The sequence below is a fragment of the Suilimivivens sp. genome, from assembly GCF_037359455.1.
GTDB lineage: Bacteria > Bacillota > Clostridia > Lachnospirales > Lachnospiraceae > Suilimivivens > Suilimivivens aceti.
The window spans coordinates 323,573-345,458 of record NZ_JAXXXI010000035.1; the positions used below are offsets into that span (position 1 = coordinate 323,573).

The following is a 21,886-nucleotide window of genomic DNA, read 5'->3' on the forward strand; positions in this document are numbered from 1 at the left end:
ATTTTTACTATATAGGAGGCCTTATGGAAATCCGTGAACTGAAAACATTTGTTACAGCCGCTGAATACATGAATTTTTCGAAAGCAGCTGAAAAGCTCGGATATACCCAGGCATCAGTCACATTGCAGATACAGCATCTCGAGAAAGAGCTTTCAGTCTGTCTCTTTGACCGGATTGGGAAAAAGGTGTATCTGACTGACAAAGGCACACTTCTGTTGGAGCATGCCCAGATCCTTATACGGAATATAGAATCCCTTACAGCAAAGCTGCAGGATAACACAGCAAGCATGGAAACGATCCGTATCGGTATTTCAGAATCTCTTCTTTCCTGTGATTTTTCTGATCTGATACATACCTTTGAATCCCATTACAGTAATATATCTCTTATCCTTAAAACTGGTGTAAGGGATCATCTATCCGAACTCATGATGCGGAATGAGCTGGATTTTTCATTTATTATTGACCAGAATGTTGGCGATCCGGACTGGAATGGCACTGTCCTTGGCAGTGACCAGGCCTACTTTACTGCTGCTCCGTCACATCCGCTTTTTCAGAACCGGAATCTTGCGATAACAGACCTGCTTTCCGAAAAAATTATCCTTACAGAACAGGACTTCGGATACAGTCAGGCTCTTCTTCAGCTGCTTTCCAGGGAAGGCATTTCCTTAAAGGCAAGTCTGGAAACAGGAAATACGGATTTTATCCGTGCCATGCTTCTGAAGGAAAACTGTATTTCCTATCTCCCCAGATATGTGATTGAAAAAGAACTTTCTTCAAGACAGCTTGCCATTCTTCCGCTTCCCCAATATAGCGTCACTGTCTACAGACAGATCATCTATCGGAAAAATAAATACCTGACTCCTGCAATGTCATCTCTGATCCGCCTGATCAGGGAACAGTATGGAACATCAAAATAGCCCTTTCATACAATATATTAAATAAACAGAAAAATATGAGAGGATTTTATGCAGGATTACAGCTTCAACGAATATTTTGAACGATTTCCTATTGCTATGGCATATGTTCCATGGCAGCATCTTACAAGCATTTATGAGGATCTTGAAGAAGGCTATTGTAATGGCACCATCTTTCCTGAGCTGACCAAACCATTTACAGGAAGGAGATGTGTGAATCCATGAATAACCGTAGCAAAATGACAGATCAGCAGCAGCTTTATCACGACATAGGTGTGATTGATTTTGTTGTTGTGGAAATGACAGAATATCTGGATACCCACCCGACTGACCGTGAAGCCATGGAGTATCTGAATCATTACGTCAGAATGAAAAACCAGGCCATGCAGGAATATGCCATGAAATACACACCCTTGCGCATTTCTGATGCACAGTTCTGTAAAAAAGGTGAATGGGAATGGGCGACAACCCCATGGCCCTGGGAAGGAGGCTGCTGACTATGTGGAACTATGAAAAAAGATTACAATTTCCGGTAAATATCAAAACTCCAAATGCCATGCTTGCACAGGCAATCCTCAGCCAATATGGTGGACCTGACGGAGAGCTTGGCGCTTCTATGCGTTATCTTTCACAGCGTTACTCCATGCCTTATAATGAAGTGGCAGGTGTACTGACTGATATTGGAACGGAAGAACTTGCACATCTTGAAATGGTCTCTACCATCGTCCACCAGCTTACAAGAAACCTTTCCATGGAAGAAATTGAGAAATCCGGCTTCGCCAATTATTATGTGGATCACACTGTCGGTATCTGGCCTATGGCAGCAGGCGGCATCCCCTTTAACAGTTGTGAATTCCAGTCAAAGGGCGATGCCATTACGGATCTTTTTGAAGATATGGCAGCCGAGCAGAAAGCCCGTTCCACCTATGACAATATCCTCCGCCTTGTCAGGGATGATCCGGATGTCTATGAACCCATAAAGTTCCTTCGCGCCAGGGAAGTCGTACATTTCCAGCGTTTTGGCGAAGCTCTCCGTATTGTCCAGGATAAGCTGGACTCCAAAAACTTCTATGCCTTTAACCCGGAATTTGATAAATGTAAATCCTGATATTCGCATATGACACAGAAGCATTTCTGATGCCATAAAATAATGCAGGGGAAGCCTGTTTCAGCGGCTTCCCCTTGTATTAACTTTTTACGGTATTCATCTGTTTTGGGTCGTTTGTAAAACTGTTATAAGTGCATCCTGTAATACTTTGGACACATTAAGACCTTCCCTATCTGCTGCTCGATTTAACCAGTTCGGAAGTGTTACATTTCTCCGGACTGTTCTCCTATCAACCTTCTTTCTATACTCAGCAAGATCAACATCTACATAAGTTACACAGGTTTCCCCTTCACCAGAAAAGATTCCTTCGTCTTTATTAATCTTCTCAATAGCCGAGGGTTCTTTAATGTCAATTCCTTCATCTTCTCTTGTAATAATTTCCAGACCGATTGCATCCCTGGCCATTTCTATAGCATCTGCAATTCCATAGCCTTCTGTCTGAATATTCAGATCCGGAACCTCAACTAAAATTGTATTTTTCGTGTCCTTCGTTTTGGTCAACAACACCGGATATGCTTCTTTCATCTCTGCTCCTTTCTACAGTCCCCATTTCCGCAATATTGCCATTGCTAATTTCTCATGTATTTCCTTATGTCTTGGAATTTGCTCCGTATCCCCATTTCTGATATATACATCATGATTTCCACCATGACGTAAAAAACGAAAGCCAGCCCCTTCAAGCTTCTTTATTAAGTCCCTTCGTTTCAAGTGTAACTCCTTTCTCTTATTATACACATTGAGTGTGTATAATACAATTGCATAACACTGCAATTTTTATAAATAAATACAAAATCAACCATGTTGGATTTTACTGACTGCATGAATATTTCCAGCCAAACAGATTTTTAAGATTCTATCAGATCACTGTTTTGAATATCTTCAAAGACACTTTTATTATAAAACAGGGATCAAAAATGTCAATCTGATCATTTTTGATCCCAGGCTTTTCCTACAACTCCATTACTTCCAAGTCATCCGGCACGAACAGATTCCCCTTATAATACCTTTTCCCCTCTTCCAGATACTTTTCTTTCCGGCAGGCTATATTCTTGTCCTCGGTATGATACAGGACAAGATTTTTCACCTGCAGCTTTTCTGCCAGTTCACAGGCATCCTTTACCGTAGAATGATGCTTCTCATAAGGTTTGAAGATATCCGCCTGTCCATACAGACAAAAAGCCTCATGGAGAAGCCATTTGCTTCCCCTCGCATATTTCTCTTCACATTCCTTATAAGGTTCATCCCCGCAGCAGGTCAGCTTCTCTCCGTTTCCAAGATCCATGCAGAACCCAAACTGCTTCGCCTTGGTGGACTGAATATCGAAAAAAGTAACCTTTCTTCCAAGGATTTCCTTTTCTTCTCCATCTGCTACCGGTATGAGATGCAGCTTTTCATCCAGATACTGCACTTCTTTTTTTGCAAAAAGCATCTCTGACATACTGCGGATCAGCCGTATCACTTCCTCATGCCCGTAGATCACAGCTTCCCCTTCATAATTTCCCCTGCTCATATTCTGACAGATCATCCTTACCATCCAGAGGATCCCAAGCAGATGATCCACATGCTTATGGGTTACAAAAATCGTCCGCATATCCTGCCAGTTCAGCTGTGCGGCTTCAAGCTGATGTAAAAGACCATTTCCACCACCACCGTCAACCAGAAAATATCTGTCATTTTCCTGCAGTACAAAACAGGTATTATAGCACTGCGTCACTGTTGCATTGCCAGTTCCAAGCATAATCATTTTCATAATCGTTTCTCCTCATTTGCATCATTATAATATGATTATAGCAAAGATAGCTTTTAGTTAGAACAGCGGATTTTCCCACTTATTTATCCGCCTTCTGTCTTTATTCTCTTGCTCCCGGGAGTCTGTAACGGATAAATCTTCTGGCAAGACGTTTCAGATTTAATGGAAGCAGCGGATAAATATAGCTTTTCCCGGAAATTGTTTTATTAGATACCAGCGCAATGACCATAACGAGCAGTGCAGCTATATACCCCCATATATCGAAAAGCGCTGTCAGGATCAGAGCCAGGATCCTCATAAACTTGATCGCATATCCGAGTTCGTAGCTTGCCTGTGTATAATTGGCGATCGCCACGAAAGCCATATACAGCATAACCTCTGAATTAAACCAGCCGCTATTCACCGAAAACTCCCCAAGCACCAGTGCCGCCATGACACTTAATGGTGTACTCAGCATATTAGGGGTATTGACCGCCGCAAGACGCAGACCGTCAATGGCTAGCTCCAGAAGCAGGAACTGCCAGATAAGCGGAATATTGACCGTATCTTTGACTTCAATAAAGGTAAAACCTGCAGGAATCCATTCCAGATGCTGTGTCAGCAGAAGAAAGGTTGGTGTCAGAAGATATGTCAGAATGGCGATCAGAAACCTGGTCAGACGTAAGTACGTTCCAGTGATGGGAGGAAAATAATAATCATCTGCTTCCTCGATCACATCAAAGACAGAGGTCGGTGTGATCATGGCTGAAGGGGAATTATCAACAAGTATGACCACATCCCCCTCCAGGATCTGTGCCGATGCTGTATCCGGCCGTTCTGTAAACTTAAACTTTGGAAAAGGATTATACCATTTTTTCTGATACAGACACTCTGCGAGGCTCTCCTGATTCATAGTCAGGGCATCCACCTTGATATTCTGGATCCTCTTCCTGATCTGCTCCAGGAATTTCTGGTCTACTCTGTTTTCCATATAACAGAGCACAATATCTGTCTGGGAGCTGTTGCCAGCATGGAACATTTCCATTCTGAGATTAGTACTGCGGATCCTCCTGCGTATCAGCGCTGTATTAAATACGATAGTTTCCACGAATCCATCCTTGGATCCACGGAGTGCTTTATCCTTCTCCGGCTCTGAAACACTTCTTGCAGGATAGGTTCTGGAGTCGATCAGAATACACTGATCATATCCATCAATAAAAAGAGCAAATACCCCGGACATGATAAAATAAATGATCTGACTGAAATCAGATTGCAGATCCACTTCAACATACGGGACACATTTTTTGGACATTTCATGGGCATTTTCCGGAAGTTCTTCCGGTTTGATATCCATAAAGCGCTGCAGTATTTTCTGCATCAGCTCGTCCTTACAGAAACCATCCACAAAGTACATACAGGCTTCCCTTCCCCCGATCTGGATCACACGGTACACCAGATCGAAGTTTTTATCAATATCAAGCTTTCGGTTCAGAAAATCCATATTTTCCTTCAGCGAAGCTGTCATGGCATCCTTTTGCTGTCTCAGATTATCAATTCCATTAACATCCATAATAAAAAGACTCCTTTTACGCACATACTGATTACCTCACCATTATGTGGCAAAAGAAGTCCTTTTATACTCATTTTTTCATTTTTTATTGCTTTCCTGTTGTGCCAAAGCCGCCTCTGTCCACACCGGTAAGCGCTTTTACCTCTTCAAACTGGATCTTTGGCTGATTTTCCATAATACGGAACTGGCAGATCCTGTCATTCACTTCAATATATGTATCTCTCATAGCATAAACCGGCATTTTCCATTCATCATTGTCCCCACAATAAGAACTGTCAATCACACCCTGATGATTAGTCTGGATAATCCCGAAATTCTTAAAGGTTGAGCTTCTTGGCACAATATGCGCCTCATAACCCTTTGGCAGCTCCATGGCAACACCAAGAGGGATCAGTTTAAATTCTCCCTTTTTCAAATCCACCGACTCCGCTGCCCGAAGATCGATCCAGTCAGATTTGCCGTCAATGTAGGTCAGTTTTTCAATTTTGTCTGTAAAATATTTGATTTTAATGGTTTCCATAGCTGTAATCTCCACAATGCAGAACCGGGATCACTGGATCTGTCTGTTTTAAACTTTTTTGTACATCGATCACTCTTTGGTTACTGCTTCCTTTCCAGAGAAGCTTCACATCCTTTTTATCTGCCATAAATTCTCCGTCTACCAGGACATCAATATATTGCATCATGGCATAATGAAGCACATTTTCCCACAGATCTCCTGTATAGAGCCATATCGTCTTATCCGGATATTTCTCCCGGATCTCGACCATGAGGTTCCTTACCTCAAGCCGGTTTGCTGAATGCAGCGGATCTCCTCCAGAAAAGGTAATCCCGGAAATATAGGGCTTATCAAGCTGGTCAAAGATCTCCTGCTTTGCTGCCTCATCAAACGGGATTCCACCGTTTGGATCCCAGGTGATCGGATTCTGGCAGTCCTTGCAGCAATGGGAACAGCCCGCTACCCACAATACAACCCGCAGGCCGTCACCATTCAGCATATCGTCTTTCGTAATATTGTGATATCTCATTCCCTACATGCTCTTCCTTTCTGAAATTTCTGCCATTTTTGCCTCATTCAGTCTGGTATCCCCATGTACTCTGGAATAGGAAAGATAACCATTCATTCTCTCTATTTTTGTCAGATTCTTGCTGCCGCATTTAGGACATACATCCATTTCAAGCTCCTGATGCCCGCAATCATCACAGTATGCCAGTGAAAGATTTACTCCTTCATAAAATCCCATTTCCATTGCCCTGCGGATCAGGGTTTTGATCGCTTCTATATTGTAATCAATTGGGTACTTCACATACTGGATCTTACCGCCATTGGATAATTCCCAAAAACGGTATTCCAGATCCTGCTTCTGGATCGGTGTAATATCTTCAGTCACATGGCAGTGAAAGCTGTTAGAAACATATTCCCTGTCAGAAACGCCTTCAATAATGCCATACTTGGCACGGAACTGCTTCACCTGAAGACCGCAGAGACTCTCTGCCGGTGTTCCGTAGATGGCATAGAGATTGCCATCCTCTTCTTTAAATTCATTGATCCTTTCATTAATATACTCCAGCACCTCCAGTGCAAATGCCCCGTCCTCTACCAGAGATTTCCCATTATAAAGCTCCTGCAGTTCATTAAACGCAGTAATGCCAAAGCTTGCTGTCGCCGTTTTCAGGATCGGCTTGATCTTGTCTGTCAGCTTCAGATGTCCGCCAAGAAATCCACCTTCACAGTAAGCAAGCGGATTAGTGGACGCCCTCATTTCTCCAAGGTAAGCATAGGTTCTGATATGAAGCTGTCTGATCAGGTTCAGGTAATAATCAAGAACCTCGTAAAAGTCCCTTCCTTCCTGTCTTGATTTGGCAAGGATCATCGGAAGATGCAGGGACACGGCACCGATATTGAATCTTCCCACAAATACAGGCACATCATTTTCATCTGCCGGATGCATACCGCCTCTCTCATACCAGGGAGACAGAAAAGCACGACAGCCCATGGGAGAAATAACCTTTCCGTACTGCTTATACATACTGGCAATATAACCTTTTCCAGTAAGGGAAAGCCAGTCAGGATACATGGTTTTGGCAGAACATTTCACCCCAGCCTCAAACACATCCTCAAGCTCCTTTCCGGGACCATGAAGATTTTCATCATAAAGGAATACAATTTTCGGGAAAAGCACCGGTTTTTTACAATCCTTTTTCCCCTGTCCCTTTCTGCGGACATTCAACAGGGAGATTGTAGCAAGTTTTGCAAATCTGCCTGTACCGATTCCTGCAGTTACTGTAATAAATGGATAATCTCCACGGCTGCTGGCTACTGTATTAAACTTATACTCCCAGCCCTGGAAGCCCTGCTCGAACTCTCTTTTTACATCTGCATAAGCCTCTGCTTCTGCACTTTCTTCATCAATTCCCAGTCTTTTATACTTTTCAAGGCTCTTATGATAGGTCTTCTCTGCATACGGCTCCAGGATCTTATCTACTTCTGGAACTGTGAAACCGCCATATTGCTGGCTGGCTGCACTTAAGACGATATCACCGATCACGTCAAAGGCAACATCCAGTGTCTTTGGCTCATTATACCAGATATTTCCCATTTCAAAGCCGCCTGTCAGTACGCTTGCCACATCAAAAAGACAGCAGTTCATGGTATCTCTTCTTGCAGACATATCATGGACATAGATATAGCCATCCCTGCAGGCCTGGATCTCTTCTGTGGTCATAAAGAACTTCTGATACAGCTCTTTGTTAAACTGATTGAAGATCAGACTTCTCTTGGTTGAAACCAGTGCACTGTCGGTATTGGCATTTTCTTTATCACCGACATACATAATGGACTGACTCTTTTTATAGACATCATCCATCATCCTTACAAAATCCTGCTTATAGTTACGGTAATCCCGGTAGCTCTTTGCTACAATAGGCTTCACATCCTCCAGGGCACTCTCTACGATATTATGCATGATCGGAATGGGGATCCTGTCCTCTTCCAGTTCATCTACTTTATCGATCACATACTGGCAGATATGCTTTTTTTCTTCTTCCGTGAATTTGGTCAGGGCGCGGTAAGCACTCTTTCCAACCGCATCAATGACCTTCTGTACATGGAACGCTTCCAGGCTGCCATCCTTTTTGATGACCTTAACATCTCTCTTTGGTCTGTATGCTTCATCCAGTGCAGAAGCCTCCAGTTTTTCCTCTGTTTCAATACTCATCTGTTGCTTTCATCCCCTTTTATCTGTTATTTTCTGATCATACCGCTGTTTTCAATCGCTTTTACCGCTTCCTTTATCCTTTCAACAGGCATGGTCAATGCAAAGCGTACATGTCCCTTTCCCCGTTTTCCGAAGCTGCTTCCCGGTGTACATAAGACACCTGCCCTTTCAAGCAGCTCCATAACAAAGCTGACATCATCCGTATAGCCTTCTGGAATGGCTGCCCAGGCAAACATACTGCCCTCACTGTCCTCGATATACCAGCCTATCGAACGAAGCCCGCTGCATAGAGCATCTCTTCTCTTCTGATACTCAGCACACTGTGCCTTTACTTCTTCATCACTGCCGGTAAGGGCTGCTACCGCACCGTACTGCACCGGAAGAAATGCACCATAATCGATCTGTGACCTGAGCTTCTTAAATGTCTGTACCAGGAATTCATTTCCCACAAGGAATCCCATTCTTGCGCCTGTATAATTAAAGCTCTTTGACAGAGAGTAAAATTCTACACAGATATCCTTTGCCCCTTCATGAGAAAGGATAGACTTGCCAACGTGTCCATCATATACAATATCAGAATAAGCATTATCATGAACGATAATGATATTATTCTCCTTTGCCCAGGGAATCAGCTCATCATAAAAGCTGTCCGGTGCGATCCTGCAGATCGGGTTTAACGGATAGGAAACGATCATCATCTTTGTCTTCTTTAATAATTCAGAATCCATTCCTTTCAGATCTGGCAGATAATCATTCTCTTTCAGCAGAGGATAGGTTCTTACATCTGCCATGGCAAGGGATGGTCCTATGGAAAAGATCGGATATCCCGGATCCGGAACCAGCACAACATCTCCCGGATTACAGTATGCCAGCGCAATATGGGCAATTCCTTCCTGAGATCCGTAAACGGCTGTAAATTCAGCTTCCTTCAGTTCTACCTGATATCTTGTCCGGTAACGCTCTATCAGTGCCTGCTTTAGTTCCGGGATCTCTTTCAGGGAATATTTGTAGTTTTCCGGCTTTCTGGCTGCTTCTTCTACAGCTTTCATAATGCGTTCTGACGGTGGAAAATCCGGTGTACCAACGGAAAGGTTATATACCTTTTTCCCTGTCTTTTCTACTTCCGCCTTCTTTTCATCCAGAAGCTGGAAGATTCCTTCCTCATATTCCTTCATTCTGTCTGCTACCTGTAAATTAAGCATATCTCTCCTCTTTTCCTGTGCACATTTCTGCCAGGGAACTATCCTTTGCAGCTTTTTTACGCACGTATAGTATAGAAAAAGTGTTCATTGGCTGAACACTTTTAAGGGGTTTGTACACTATCCTGTACATCCTTTTCTTTTTCATTTTTACTTTTGCGGAGCTTAATGCCGATGAAAATTGCCACTCCTACGATTGCTGCTATCAGAAGCAGTAATAAAAAATAAGACATAAAGGAATTAAAAAATAAAATCAGATTATTCATGTCTACCGCCTTTCTCAACTGCTTTTTATTTTAGCATGACCAGACTCCTTTTTCAAGAAAATCAGAAGCCATCTTTTCAGCTGTTTCTGTTATTTTTTTGTCATATCCCATTCCTGCCAGCAGTCTGATCGCATTTCTTGATCTGACACGTCCCTCCTTTAGCTGATATGGGAAGATCACTTCTCCATTTTCTACCACTTCTGTGAAATGATAATTATGATATTCCTTCTGCAAAAGCACAGTCAGCTCTACATCATGTGTTGCGGCAAAGCAAAATACACCCTCTTCCTTCAGATATTTCAGGATCTGGGCAGCTGCTGCTATCCTCTCCACAGTATTTGTCCCTCTCAAAATCTCATCTGTAAATGCAATAACGGGTGTCCCCTTTACTTCTGCTGCATCTATTATTCTCTTCAGCGCCCTGATCTCCGCAACATAAGTGCTTTCCCCGTTCAGAAGATCATCACTGATAGAAATTGAGGTATACAGTCTGTAACAGGGAGCTGCAAATGCTTTGGCCATGCAGGTATGAACTGTCTGTGCCAGAAGGACATTGATTGCAGCCGTTCTTAAAAAAGTAGACTTTCCTGAAGCATTGGAGCCTGTGATCAGTACGCAGTCAGTGGTATTCATGTCATTTGCTACCGGCTTTTTCAGCAGCGGATGATAAAGTCCCTCTGCCATGATCCCCTTCTCCTGGTATTCCGGAATACAATTTCCGCTGTTGCCTGCCCGAAATGCCACGATCGCTATGAATGCTTCTATCTTTCCCGTAATACGGATCAGCTCTGAAGCTTCTTCCTTGTACATAAGAATCTGTTTTTTTCTGTGATAAAAAAACAGCAGATCCATATGCAGCAGCATATTTATATAATCAAGCAAAACAGAAAAGGGATCAGATGAACTTCTGATATTTCCTTCAGGCAGAAGAAAGGCTCCTCTTTTCAGCCTCTGCAGCTTATTTACAATGTTTGTAAGCTTATTTATATCTTCCTGCCACGGTCCTGTAAGCTGTGGAAATTTTTCTGCCTGCTTCACAAATAAAATCAGATACGAAAAGCAGCTGATGTAAGGTGTGATCTCTGCTTTCCTTTTAAAATAAGACAAAATATTATAGATGCAGACTGCCACCATCATGCAGATTCCAACCGGAAAATTCCACAGGATCATAATCACAGAAAAAAGCACAAGCCACACTGCCAGATAATCGGATACAGCCTTCTGCTCCGGTGCTTTCTCAAGCTGCTCCAGCTGTTCATACAAAGAACGGGAACACTTCTTTACTGACAGCCTGTGAAATAACATCTGGCATGCTGCCCTTTCCCTTGGATGTTCCTGAAAATAACGGATCTGCAATTCTCTCTGTGCAAGAAGCTCAGGATCTGTCAATGGTGTTCTCAGAATTTCATAAAGAGACTCTTCTCCGGCCTGTGTTTCCACAAAAGCAAGCCGGTCATAGACCTCATCCATCTGAAGATCTTTCCAGGTAATATCGTCTATATAAAACTCCCTGTTCCTTCGTTTATAGCCATCTGCGATTTTCTGCTTTCTGGCAGCACTGACCTTTTCCGGGGGCTGTTCACCAAAATGATATAAAATGCGATCCCTATATTCTTTTTCTTCTCTGCGGCTCTGCAGATATGTTCTGGTGATCAGGAGCAGAAAAAACAAAACAATTGCTGCCAGAAACATAAGATAACCCATATTTTTTACCTTGCATTATTCAAAGATAAACATTTTTACACAATCTTCCAGACTGACAGCAATTTCATGCAGATTATTGGCATTTGCAGCAATATTGCTGATAACAGCATTGACCTCCTCTGCAGATGCTGATGTTTCCTCTGTACTTGCAGCGTTTTCCTCTGCAATGGCCGTCAGATTCTGGACAATATCCACAACCTTGATCCTTGCTTCATCAAGTCCGGCTGTCCGTTTCGCAATCTCACGGATTCCTTCTACAGAACGGTCTATTCCGTCCTTAACCTTATTAAACGCATCCTGTGTATTTGTTACATTGACATCCTGCTTATCAATAACTTCCTTTACGTTCTTCATCGTGTCTACAGACTTTTCTGATTCCTCGATCAGCGTATTAATGATCGCTTCGATCTGTCTTGCAGACTCATTGGACTGCTCTGCCAGCTTCTGGATCTGGGCTGCTACTACAGCAAAGCCCCGTCCCTGTTCACCGGCTCTTGCAGCTTCAATAGATGCGTTTAAGGAAAGCAGATTAGTTTCTTCTGCGATATCCGTAATGATCTCTGTCGCCTCTTTGATCTTCTGTGCAGACTCATTGGTTACATTTGTCTGTTTATAGATCACTTCCATAGCATCCTTTGTCTGCTGATTGATCTGTCCAAGCTCTTTCAGAATGGTAACTGCAGAATTTCCGGCATCACGCATGGCTCTTGCATTGGTACGGAGATTTTCAACCTCTGTATTGGCTTCTTCGATCATGTTCCCCATTAAAACCACATTTTCAGATGCTGACTGCGTTTCCTGCGCCTGGGAGGTTGCGCCCTTGGCAATTTCTGTGATCGCATTTTCTACCTGTTCCACTGCTGTAACTGTTTCACTTGTCCCTGTGCTGAGTGCTTCAGAAGATTCATATAATTCCTGGCTTTTTCCCTTGATCTGCTTTGCAATATCAATCAGTTCCAGACGCAGAGTATTGACTGCATGTCCCATTATGCCTGTTTCATCTTTCTGCTTCAGCATATGCTTCTGATCATCATTTTCCCTGAAATCCATATCTGAGATTTTATTTATCACTCTGGTAATCACGCCAATCGGTCTGAACATCAGTGAAGTTATGAAAAAGGTAAATACACTGCAGACGAGGATCAGTATAAGTGCTCCTATCAGACTGTAATTTGTAGTTTCATTCAGACTTGCAAATACCTCATCTCCATCGGCTGTAATGATCAGGACAAACGCTGCTTCATTTCCTATATAATAAGCTGCATATTTCTGTTTTCCCTTAAACTCATACTCAATTACGGAAGGCTCTGGTTTCTTTCCCTCTCCGATCTCTGTAAGAAGCTGCTTTGCCGCTACATTCTCTACCGGAAGGCCGATCTTGTCTGCTGTCGGATGATACAGCATGGTGCCGTCTGTCCCTGAAAAAATATAAGCGTAGCTTGATGGCATCCCACTGATCGAAATGCCTTTAAGATCGTCCTGCAGCGCTTCTGCGGAAAGAACTGTATCAGCTCCTTCTCTTGCCAGCTCCCTGTCCAGATTTTCGCCTTCGACAACAGTAACATCCTTCATATAATTTTCAATAACCGTCTCAAGATTACTCTTTGATTTTGGAACGATCATCAGCAGGCAAAGACCTATGGCAAATATGATGGCAATAAATACCAGTAAGAAGATTTTCATTTTTAATGAATGCATCGTATTTGCTTTTTTCCCCTGTGTTTTGTTTATTTCCTGATTATTCATGGCTTTTCCCTCCTTATATCACAACACATTTTTTGAAATTTTCTGTTTCTTGTCCTTTATGATCTCTTCTGCTCTCTCATAGATGGCAGCCGGACCCTCCGCTGTCTGAAACACTCCATTTTCATAGAGGATCTTTCCGCCGATCATAGTTAATTTTACATTTATCTTGCTTCCACTGTAAACTATATTCTTGGCAATATTGTTAAATGGCCTCATATTAGGCTGATCCAGATCGATCAGTATCATATCTGCCAGTTTCCCTCTGGCAAGCACATCTGCATCTGGAAGTCCCATGGCATGAGCCCCGTTCACTGTCGCCATTTTCAGAACCTCCATCGCATCAACGGCTGCTGCATCCTCCTCCTTCAGCTTGGCAAGCCCTGTTACCAGGAACATCTCCCTGAACATATCAAGACAGTTATTGCTTGCCGGTCCATCTGTTCCGAGTGCTACAGGTATTCCTTCCTTCAGATACCTGCTGATCGGCGCTGTTCCACTGGCCAGCTTGGTATTGGAACCCGGATTGGATATCGCATACAGCTTTCGTTTTTTTAATACTTCAATATCTTCTTCTGACACGTGTACCAGATGGTAACCGCCTCCGCCATAATCAAACATGCCAATGGAATCCAAAAATGCAGCCGGTGTCATCCCATACCGATCCCTGCATCCCTCTACCTCAGCCTTCGTTTCACATAAATGGGTATACACCGGCGCCTGATATTTATGGGAAAGCTCTGCGATCTTCAGCAGCAGCTCCTTTGAACAGGTATATTCAGCATGAAATCCAAGCTTAAAGGACTGCAGCGGACTTTTATTATTCAGTCTTACATACCAGTCCTCCAGTGCCTCCACTGACTGGCTGAAATTGTTAACGCCGCCAACCTGTACGCCTCTCATTCCCATGGAATCAAAGGCTTCAAATATTGTATCCGGTGTCAGATACATATCAAAAACCGCTGTAATACCACTTGTCAGGTATTCCAGTACGGCAAGCTTCGTCAGCTCACCAATCTCATCTCCGGTCAAAAGTGCTTCCACCGGAAAGATCTGCTGATTCAGCCACTGGTCAAGCGGCAGGTCATCTGCAAAGGATCTCAGCAGGGTCATTCCTGAATGCGTATGTGCATCCTTGAATCCCGGCATCAGCAGATTACCATTACAGTCAATTTCGCGATCCCAGATAATCACAGGTATCTTAAGCTCCTGAAAGATATCATCGTTGCTTCTGCCCTCTCCCACATACAGGATACGATCACCACTCACCCATACCTCTCCGGAAAAGATTTTCCTTCCTTCTTCCATGGTGAGGATCCTGGCGTTAAAAAAACGAATGTTCATTCCGTGCCTCCCTCCAATTCTTTAGCTGACAGATTCTCCGGTCCAAAGCTGTTTGGCAAAAGCTCCTCCAGGCTGAAAATCTGAAAATCTGTTATATTCCTTGCTACGATCACCTTAAATGCAGCATCCTTTACAAATTCACGCATGACCTGTCTGCAGACACCACACGGGAATGCATATCCGCTCAGCATATCTGTTTCCTTTTCGTTTCCTCCTGCAATGGCAATCGCCTTCAGGGAATGTTCCCCTTCACTTACTGCCTTAAAGATGGCACAACGTTCTGCACAGATGGTTGGTCCATAAGCTGCATTTTCAATGTTGCATCCTGTATATATCTGTCCACGTTCTGTCAGAAGTGCTGCTCCTACCTGAAAGTGGGAATAAGGTGTGTACGCATTTTTTCTGGCTGCAAGTGCCTTCCCTATCAATTCCTCTACAGGAAGCCTGTCCTGATCCGGGTCTTCACACTGTACTTTTTCCATTTTCATCCCATCCTTAAAACAGCATCAATGCTTCCGTGATCAGCTTTTTGAACAGGGGTGCTGCAATATCTGCAGCTTCCTGAACTTCTTCATGCGTCAGAGGCTGGTCTGTCATACCGGCTGCAAGATTGGAGATACAGGAAATCCCACATACCTTCATTCCCATATGATTTCCTGCGATTGCTTCTACCGCTGTACTCATGCCAACTGCATCTGCCCCAAGTGCCCTCAGCATCCGGATCTCTGCAGGTGACTCAAAGGAAGGTCCGGTAAGCTGTGCGTAAACCCCTTCCTTCAGTGCTATATTATGTATACCTGCAGCTTCTCTGATCTTCTGCTGCAGCTTTTTATTGTAAATCGTACTCATATCTGGAAATCTGAGTCCCAGCTCATCAATATTAGGACCTACAAGCGGATTAGGAGCAAAACAGGAAATATGATCTTTAATCAGCATAAAATCCCCTGCTCCAAAAGCAGGATTAATTCCACCGGATGCATTGGTAAGAAACAAAATTTCAGCGCCCATCATCTTCATCAATCTGGTTGGAAGTACCACATCTGAAATCGGATATCCTTCATAATAATGGATTCTTCCCTTCATGCATACAACAGGAACCTGTCCTACATAACCGAAAATAAACTTTCCCTCATGTCCGGGTACTGTAGAAACAGGAAAATCTTTAATTTCGCAATATCTGATTTCACCTTTGACATCAATAGCATCTGCATAATTGCCAAGACCTGATCCAAGAACAAGTGCAACTCTTGGAATAAAAGGAATCCTTGCCCGTACACTTTCGTAACAGTCAAGGAGTTTCTGGTATGTCTGATTCATAAAGGAACCCTCCATTCATTTTCTAATTACTTATTAATTCTATCACAAAACGGCATTTGCTTCAACCAACGAAGCACCCTTTTGACAGGTCTTTACAGCTTCTTAACACTAGCAAAAAAGTACTGTCTTCTGCCTGATTTGCCGAAAAAATGTTGAATGATATTTGCAAAAACAGGGACTGCTGTTCCGGGCAGTCCCTGTTCTTCTCAGATAATAATGCACACCATGCCTCCGTTGGAATCGTTCACGATCTTCTGCATGGTCTCCTGCAGCTTCACCTGACTTTCTTCACCGATCATCGTCAGCTTCCCGGTAATACCGTCATTTACAAGCTGTTCTACTGTTTTTCCGAAAATGTTGGTTTCCCAGATGCCTTCCTTTCCGGTTTCGGACTCGGAAATATACCGTATCAGATCCTTTGCCTGTTCCTCACTTCCTACGATCGGAGAGATCTCTGTTTCAATGTTGGCACGGATCATATGGATGCTCGGGCTCTCTGCCCGGATCTTTACACCAAACTTGTTGCCATGCCGGATCAGCTCCGGTTTATCTAACAGGATTTCTTCTCTCTGTGGCATAACAACGCCATATCCTTTTTGTCTCACTGACATCACCGCACTCAGAACCCTGGAATACTCTTTTTTCATAGCCGCCATTTCTTTCAGTGTTGATAAAAGCTGGTATTCATTGTGAATGTCTTCTCCTACCAGACTGCTCAGCATCTCAAAATAGCAAGCATCATCCACATCAATATAGATTCTTACGCAGCCGTCTGCCATTCCTACCTGATCCATCTTACATTTTCTGACAAAATCTCCTTTAATGGAAACCGGCCTCTGCAGTACATCCCGGATGCAGGTGTATTCCTTCATGACCTCTCTGACCTTTTCTACAAGCTGTACCTTAAGGGGGTGATCCCTCTCCAGCATTTCCACCCACTTCGGCATATAAAATTCCATAACTGTAAGTGGAAATTCACAGAGCAGCTTTTCAAGAATCTGCCGGATATCTTCTTTTTTTAACTGTTCACAATTTACAGGCAGCACAGATACCTGATACTTTTCAGAAAGAACTTCTGCCAGCTTCCCTGTTTCTTCGCTATAAGGCTTTGTGGTATTCAAAAGTACGATAAAGGGTTTGTTCAGCTTCTTCAGTTCCCGTACCGTACGCTCCTCTGCCGGTTCATACTGCTGTCTTCCGATCTCAGTAAAGCTGCCGTCACAGGTCACCACGATCCCAACACTGGAATGATCTGCGATTACCTTTCTTGTACCCGTTTCAGCCGCCTGCGTAAAGGGGATCTCTTCCTCACTCCATGGTGTCTTCACCATCCTCTCTTCCCCGTTTTCCATATGGCCTGCAGCACCTTCTACCATATATCCCACACAGTCGATCAAACGTACCCTAGCCTGTGCCCCTTCCCCAAGGGAAATACTTGCTGCCTCCTTTGGGATAAATTTGGGTTCCGTTGTCGTGATCGTCTTGCCTCCAGCGCTCTGTGGCAATTCATCATTTGCACGTTCCCGTTCAAATTCGTCCTCTATATGAGGCAGGACAAGCAGATCCATGAACCTCTTGATAAAGGTTGATTTTCCTGTCCGCACAGGTCCCACCACACCTATGTAAATCTCCCCGTTGCATCTCGTCTGTATGTCCCTGTATAAATCATAATCCCTTTGATTATCCATATAATAAACCCCTTCCATATTTATTTAAATGTATGAAAGGGGTGTTTGTTTTATGAACAGAATATTCAGCTTTATTCTTTGTGCTTAAGGTTCATCAAATAAATCTGTCTGCTGTCAAGATTGGTATCATTTAAGAACTCAGAAAATGCTTCCTTCCCTGAATGTCCTCAGAAACCTGAAATATTCCTCATCGCACTTATCAAAGGTGCCATCCTCTTTAAACCTCTGAAAGTATTCCCAGTATATGGAAGAAAGGCTCTCCTGGTAAGGCAGCCAGTCCTCTGCCATCTCATCTGCCCCGTAATGCTGGATACAGTAGCCATCCGGTCTGCTTTCCAGATACCTGCCGCCCTTTGGTCTGTCCTCTTCTGATAATATGCAGCCGGCAGCAGTCAGTGCAGCACAGATCCCTATGGCATCCTCTCCGACAAAGGTATAGGCATGATGCCGCATTCTCATATAGTAGATCTCTTTTCCCTCCAGATGAAACCGGTCAATGGCATACAGATTCCCTTCCTCCTGTAAAAGAGAAAGAATCTTCTCCCTCTCATTTCCGGTAAGTCCTCTTGTTTCTATTGCTCTTTCAAGATCGGAGGGTGCAAGGCTGCAGCCCTTTTCCCGGCAGCAGCGCCCCTTACAGTGACTGCACTCCTCTCCCGGTCTGTAACCGTCTGTATTTTGCATTATACCCATAATTCATCTCCCCTGCTAAAGCTCAGAACAGATACAGTTCATTTCCGTGTTCTGCCAGCCATTTCTTCCTGACTTTATAATCCGGACAGAAGGCTTCGACCATCTGCCAGAAATTCTGCGAGTGATCCATATACCGCAGGTGGCACAGCTCATGGATCACCACATACTCTGCCACAGCTGCCGGTGCCAGCATGAGGCGGAAAGAAAAATTCAGGTTAGAAAGACCACTGCAACTTCCCCACCTGCTTCTCTGATCCTTGATATGGATCTCAGAAAAGCTTACCTGCATCATTCCGGCATAAAGCATGGCCCTTTCCCTGATCCACTGCGCAGCCATCTTCCGGTACCATTTTTCTATGGCCATTCTCCTGATCTCATAGTCTGCTTCATAGGGAACAAATAAAAGAAGTCTGTCTCCTGCCTTCTTTACCCGGCATCTGCTGCTTTCCTCCCGGAAAACTGACAGTGTCAGATGCTCGTTAAGGAAAGGAAGCTGATCTCCGTTCACAAGCTGCAGCCGCACTGCTTCTTTTTTCTTTTCCTGCATGGCAAGCCGTTTTGCTGTCGCAAGGATCCATTCCTCCTTGCTCTGCACAAATCTTTCTACCTCCCTGTCGCTGACAAACCAGGGCGCTTTCACAACAAGATTGCCACCCCTGTCAAAAGAGATGGCAATCGTTTTTCGTTTGCTTTTGATTAACTGATACTGCATACTGTCCTTATTTCACAATAATCTTGCGGAAGTTCTTCTTTCCACGTTTTACAACAAGTCCTTCTCCTGCAAAAGCATCCTTTGCATAAGCTGCCTTTACATCAGTCACCTTGTCCTCACCTACTGTTACGCCGCCCTGCTCGATAGCACGTCTGCCTTCAGATCTGGTATTTACCAGTCCTGCCTTGCACAGTACAGAGATCAGATCAATGCTTCCATCTTCCATATCCTCATCTGTCAGCTCACAGGTGGGCATCTGTGCTGCCACACCAGTACTGAACAACGCTCTTGCACTTTCCTGTGCTTTCTTTGCTTCTTCCTCACCATGTACAAGGTTTGTCAGCTCATAAGCCAGGATCTCCTTGGCCTGATTGAGCTGGCTGCCTTCCCAGTGATCCATCTCATCAATCTGCTCAAGAGGCAGGAAGGTAAGCATACGCAGACACTTAAGTACATCTGCATCTGCCACATTTCTCCAGTACTGATAGAATTCAAATGGAGAAGTCTTCTCTGGATCAAGCCATACAGCCCCCTTCTGTGTCTTACCCATCTTCTTGCCCTCAGAATTCAGAAGCAGGGTAATGGTCATGGCATAGGCATCCTTACCAAGCTTTCTTCTGATCAGTTCAGTTCCGCCAAGCATATTGCTCCACTGGTCATCACCGCCAAACTGCATATTGCAGCCGTATTTCTGGAACAGCTCATAGAAATCATAGCTCTGCATCAGCATATAGTTAAACTCAAGGAAAGAAAGACCCTTTTCCATTCTCTGCTTGTAGCACTCCGCTCTCAGCATATTGTTAACTGAGAAGTGAGGTCCTACCTCTCTTAAAAATTCAATATAATTCAGATCCATCAGCCATTCTGCATTATTGACCATCAGAGCCTTGCCCTCTGAGAAATCAATAAAACGGCTCATCTGCTTCTTGAAGCAGTCACAGTTATGCTGGATCGTCTCCGGTGTCATCATAGTACGCATATCACTTCTTCCGGAAGGATCTCCGATCATACCGGTACCACCGCCGATCAATGCGATTGGCTTATTCCCTGCCATCTGCAGTCTCTTCATCAGGCAGAGTGCCATGAAATGTCCAACATGAAGAGAATCTGCGGTAGGATCAAACCCGATATAAAAGGTGGCCTTTCCATTGTTGATCAGCTCCTTGATCTCCTCTTCATCTGTAAGCTGTGCAAGAAGTCCTCTTGCTTTTAATTCATCAAAAATCGTCATCGTTTTATCTGCTCCCTTTTATTTTTCTAATTGTACTGTAACAGGGTCTGTATCATCTCCACGTTGGGAAATCTTAACTTCCCTGCAATCCTTATCAACTTCTATGATCCGTTCACTGACAGCCGCCTTCCCTGCCGGGAAGTATCGTCCATCCTGCCATCTGTCAAAGGCTGATGTATGCTCCATCTCCTGAATATAGGCGTTACTGTTATCTGGCTTCTTATATGTGAAATATAGTGAGCTGTCCCAGTATCCATAATTACTGTTATTTTGCAGCATCAGCTTTACTTTATAATAGTCCCTGTCATCGCGCACATTTTTCAGCGTCCCACTGTCTATACGCTCTGCTGTAGCAGAAACCAGCTCCGGCTTCACAGCAGACTCAAGCTCGTAGGATGCATATTTCAGTTCTCCCGATGCATAAAGAAGAAGTGCGATCAGGCAGACAAAGCCACAGACTGCAACAACCAGTACAGTGATCCCGTTTTTCAATACCTTACTCATAATGATACCCTCCCTCTTTTGCAAGTCTGCCTGGGATTTCCTCATCATAAGGAAGAACACCCATGTTCCATGACATAACCGTTTCTATTTTGTCTATCGTATCATACTGCAGATCATATTTTTCCATATACAGTGTAATTTCCTGTACATCTGCCGGAATCAGGAAGAAAAAATAACCGGTAATATCAGCTCCATTACCACATCCGTAATCTGAAAGAAAGCTGCTGCTGTCAAATCCATATCCAGCCACATAGGGATAATAAACATCCCTTCCAAGCGACTGTTTATATTCCACTGTTCCGTTCTCTTCGTAACCGATGTAACAGTTTTTCATGACATAGGCATTTTGGACATAAGCACTGCTCTCCACATCTACCCTAATGGCAATCAGGGAATAGTCTTCCGGAAAGCCTGCATAAATATCATGATTTACGATTGTATAACAGTTATTCTCCAGTGTTACCGTATTGTTATCATAATAATCAAATACCGGTGAAGTAAGATTTTCTTCTGTGTAGGATACCACACGTGCTTCCTTTTTCTGTACGTTTTTTGTAAGAGATGCTGCCGCTGCAACCGCCAGAATGACAAATACCATAATACATATACTGATCAGACAGATAATAGTATGTACATGTACTCTTTTCTTCTGTTGCTCCGGTACTTCTCCGGTATAAATATTGTCCGATTTCTGTTCACGGTAAACATTGTCTGCTGCCTTGTCCCAGTAAGTACTGTCTGTGTTTTCCTCATGAAACACACTGCCCTTTACCTCATCCTCATGGACATGGCTTTGGTAATACGGGTTTTCATTCCAGGAAGGCTCATTTGTTTCAGGCTTTGGCTCGTCCTTTTTTAACCAGTCATCACCGACCGGCTTATTCCAGAAATCATCATTGGATGATGAACTCCAAAAATCATTTTTCTGTTCGTCACTCACCTGCAG

Annotated in this window: 24 protein-coding genes; 4 read left to right on the top strand and 20 right to left on the bottom strand. The window is 43.6% G+C overall.

Annotation, left to right across the window (positions count from 1 at the left end):
• Positions 1 to 23 precede the first annotated feature (23 nt).
• Genes WJQ40_RS06645 through WJQ40_RS06660 form a run of 4 tightly spaced genes read left to right on the top strand, consistent with a single transcriptional unit; the run spans position 24 to position 2,022 of the window.
• Complete coding sequence (locus tag WJQ40_RS06645) at positions 24 to 917, top strand: LysR family transcriptional regulator (protein WP_337538790.1); 894 nt, start codon at positions 24 to 26, stop codon at positions 915 to 917.
• Between the two features lie 48 nt (positions 918 to 965).
• The gene (locus tag WJQ40_RS06650) at positions 966 to 1,139 is read left to right on the top strand and encodes a spore coat associated protein CotJA (RefSeq protein WP_118797040.1); all 174 of its coding nucleotides are present in this window, start codon (positions 966 to 968) and stop codon (positions 1,137 to 1,139) included.
• Positions 1,136 to 1,411: a spore coat protein CotJB gene (locus WJQ40_RS06655; protein WP_118797041.1), complete on the top strand. Its 276-nt coding sequence runs from the start codon at positions 1,136 to 1,138 to the stop codon at positions 1,409 to 1,411. The genes WJQ40_RS06650 and WJQ40_RS06655 overlap by 4 nt, the downstream gene beginning before the upstream one ends.
• A 2-nt stretch (positions 1,412 to 1,413) precedes the next feature.
• Entirely contained in the window at positions 1,414 to 2,022 is a 609-nt protein-coding gene (locus WJQ40_RS06660) for a manganese catalase family protein (protein WP_262572950.1), read from the top strand.
• Positions 2,023 to 2,118: 96 nt separating this feature from the next.
• Here the strand turns inward: WJQ40_RS06660 and WJQ40_RS06665 are convergent, their stop codons facing one another.
• From WJQ40_RS06665 to WJQ40_RS06760, 20 genes are all read right to left on the bottom strand, one after another.
• Positions 2,119 to 2,547, bottom strand: coding sequence for a type II toxin-antitoxin system HicB family antitoxin (locus WJQ40_RS06665; protein ID WP_262572948.1), 429 nt, complete (start codon positions 2,545 to 2,547; stop codon positions 2,119 to 2,121).
• Positions 2,548 to 2,559: 12 nt separating this feature from the next.
• Positions 2,560 to 2,757, bottom strand: coding sequence for a type II toxin-antitoxin system HicA family toxin (locus WJQ40_RS06670; protein WP_334307692.1), 198 nt, complete (start codon positions 2,755 to 2,757; stop codon positions 2,560 to 2,562).
• Positions 2,758 to 2,971: 214 nt separating this feature from the next.
• On the bottom strand, positions 2,972 to 3,772 hold the full coding sequence (locus WJQ40_RS06675; RefSeq protein ID WP_337538796.1) for an MBL fold metallo-hydrolase: 801 nt from the start codon (positions 3,770 to 3,772) through the stop codon (positions 2,972 to 2,974).
• Between the two features lie 100 nt (positions 3,773 to 3,872).
• Entirely contained in the window at positions 3,873 to 5,276 is a 1,404-nt protein-coding gene (locus WJQ40_RS06680; protein WP_337538883.1) for a spore germination protein, read from the bottom strand.
• 130 nt (positions 5,277 to 5,406) lie between these two features.
• On the bottom strand, positions 5,407 to 5,841 hold the full coding sequence (locus WJQ40_RS06685; RefSeq protein WP_337538798.1) for a dUTP diphosphatase: 435 nt from the start codon (positions 5,839 to 5,841) through the stop codon (positions 5,407 to 5,409).
• Positions 5,828 to 6,349: an anaerobic ribonucleoside-triphosphate reductase activating protein gene (nrdG, locus tag WJQ40_RS06690; RefSeq protein ID WP_337538799.1), complete on the bottom strand. Its 522-nt coding sequence runs from the start codon at positions 6,347 to 6,349 to the stop codon at positions 5,828 to 5,830. The genes WJQ40_RS06685 and nrdG overlap by 14 nt, the downstream gene beginning before the upstream one ends.
• Before the next feature lie 3 nt (positions 6,350 to 6,352).
• A complete protein-coding gene (nrdD, locus tag WJQ40_RS06695; protein ID WP_262572933.1) occupies positions 6,353 to 8,539 on the bottom strand; it encodes an anaerobic ribonucleoside-triphosphate reductase in 2,187 nt (728 codons plus the stop codon).
• 26 nt (positions 8,540 to 8,565) lie between these two features.
• Positions 8,566 to 9,741, bottom strand: a complete 1,176-nt coding sequence (locus WJQ40_RS06700) for an aminotransferase class I/II-fold pyridoxal phosphate-dependent enzyme (RefSeq protein WP_337538802.1) — start codon at positions 9,739 to 9,741, stop codon at positions 8,566 to 8,568.
• 101 nt (positions 9,742 to 9,842) lie between these two features.
• Positions 9,843 to 10,004 carry a hypothetical protein gene (locus WJQ40_RS06705; protein ID WP_262572927.1) on the bottom strand — a complete coding sequence of 54 codons (162 nt, stop codon included), beginning with the start codon at positions 10,002 to 10,004 and terminating at the stop codon, positions 9,843 to 9,845.
• Positions 10,005 to 10,034: 30 nt separating this feature from the next.
• On the bottom strand, positions 10,035 to 11,708 hold the full coding sequence (locus tag WJQ40_RS06710; RefSeq protein ID WP_337538804.1) for a hypothetical protein: 1,674 nt from the start codon (positions 11,706 to 11,708) through the stop codon (positions 10,035 to 10,037).
• A gap of 15 nt (positions 11,709 to 11,723) precedes the next feature.
• Complete coding sequence (locus tag WJQ40_RS06715) at positions 11,724 to 13,454, bottom strand: methyl-accepting chemotaxis protein (RefSeq protein WP_337538805.1); 1,731 nt, start codon at positions 13,452 to 13,454, stop codon at positions 11,724 to 11,726.
• Between the two features lie 18 nt (positions 13,455 to 13,472).
• Entirely contained in the window at positions 13,473 to 14,795 is a 1,323-nt protein-coding gene (locus WJQ40_RS06720) for an amidohydrolase (RefSeq protein WP_118797050.1), read from the bottom strand.
• Positions 14,792 to 15,277 (bottom strand): cytidine deaminase, encoded by a 486-nt coding sequence (cdd, locus tag WJQ40_RS06725; protein WP_337538808.1) that lies wholly within the window; start codon positions 15,275 to 15,277, stop codon positions 14,792 to 14,794. Before cdd ends, WJQ40_RS06720 begins: the two co-directional genes overlap by 4 nt.
• A 13-nt stretch (positions 15,278 to 15,290) precedes the next feature.
• On the bottom strand, positions 15,291 to 16,112 hold the full coding sequence (locus WJQ40_RS06730; RefSeq protein WP_337538811.1) for a purine-nucleoside phosphorylase: 822 nt from the start codon (positions 16,110 to 16,112) through the stop codon (positions 15,291 to 15,293).
• A gap of 206 nt (positions 16,113 to 16,318) precedes the next feature.
• A complete protein-coding gene (gene spoIVA, locus WJQ40_RS06735) occupies positions 16,319 to 17,800 on the bottom strand; it encodes a stage IV sporulation protein A (RefSeq protein WP_262572913.1) in 1,482 nt (493 codons plus the stop codon).
• A 138-nt stretch (positions 17,801 to 17,938) separates the two neighbouring features.
• Entirely contained in the window at positions 17,939 to 18,493 is a 555-nt protein-coding gene (locus WJQ40_RS06740; protein ID WP_337538814.1) for a hypothetical protein, read from the bottom strand.
• A 22-nt stretch (positions 18,494 to 18,515) separates the two neighbouring features.
• Entirely contained in the window at positions 18,516 to 19,205 is a 690-nt protein-coding gene (locus WJQ40_RS06745) for a SprT family zinc-dependent metalloprotease (protein WP_337538816.1), read from the bottom strand.
• Positions 19,206 to 19,212: 7 nt separating this feature from the next.
• The gene (gene tyrS / locus WJQ40_RS06750; RefSeq protein WP_337538818.1) at positions 19,213 to 20,436 is read right to left on the bottom strand and encodes a tyrosine--tRNA ligase; all 1,224 of its coding nucleotides are present in this window, start codon (positions 20,434 to 20,436) and stop codon (positions 19,213 to 19,215) included.
• 18 nt (positions 20,437 to 20,454) lie between these two features.
• Positions 20,455 to 20,940, bottom strand: a complete 486-nt coding sequence (locus WJQ40_RS06755; RefSeq protein WP_118797060.1) for a hypothetical protein — start codon at positions 20,938 to 20,940, stop codon at positions 20,455 to 20,457.
• A complete protein-coding gene (locus WJQ40_RS06760; RefSeq protein WP_337538821.1) occupies positions 20,933 to 21,880 on the bottom strand; it encodes a hypothetical protein in 948 nt (315 codons plus the stop codon). Before WJQ40_RS06760 ends, WJQ40_RS06755 begins: the two co-directional genes overlap by 8 nt.
• Positions 21,881 to 21,886 lie beyond the last annotated feature (6 nt).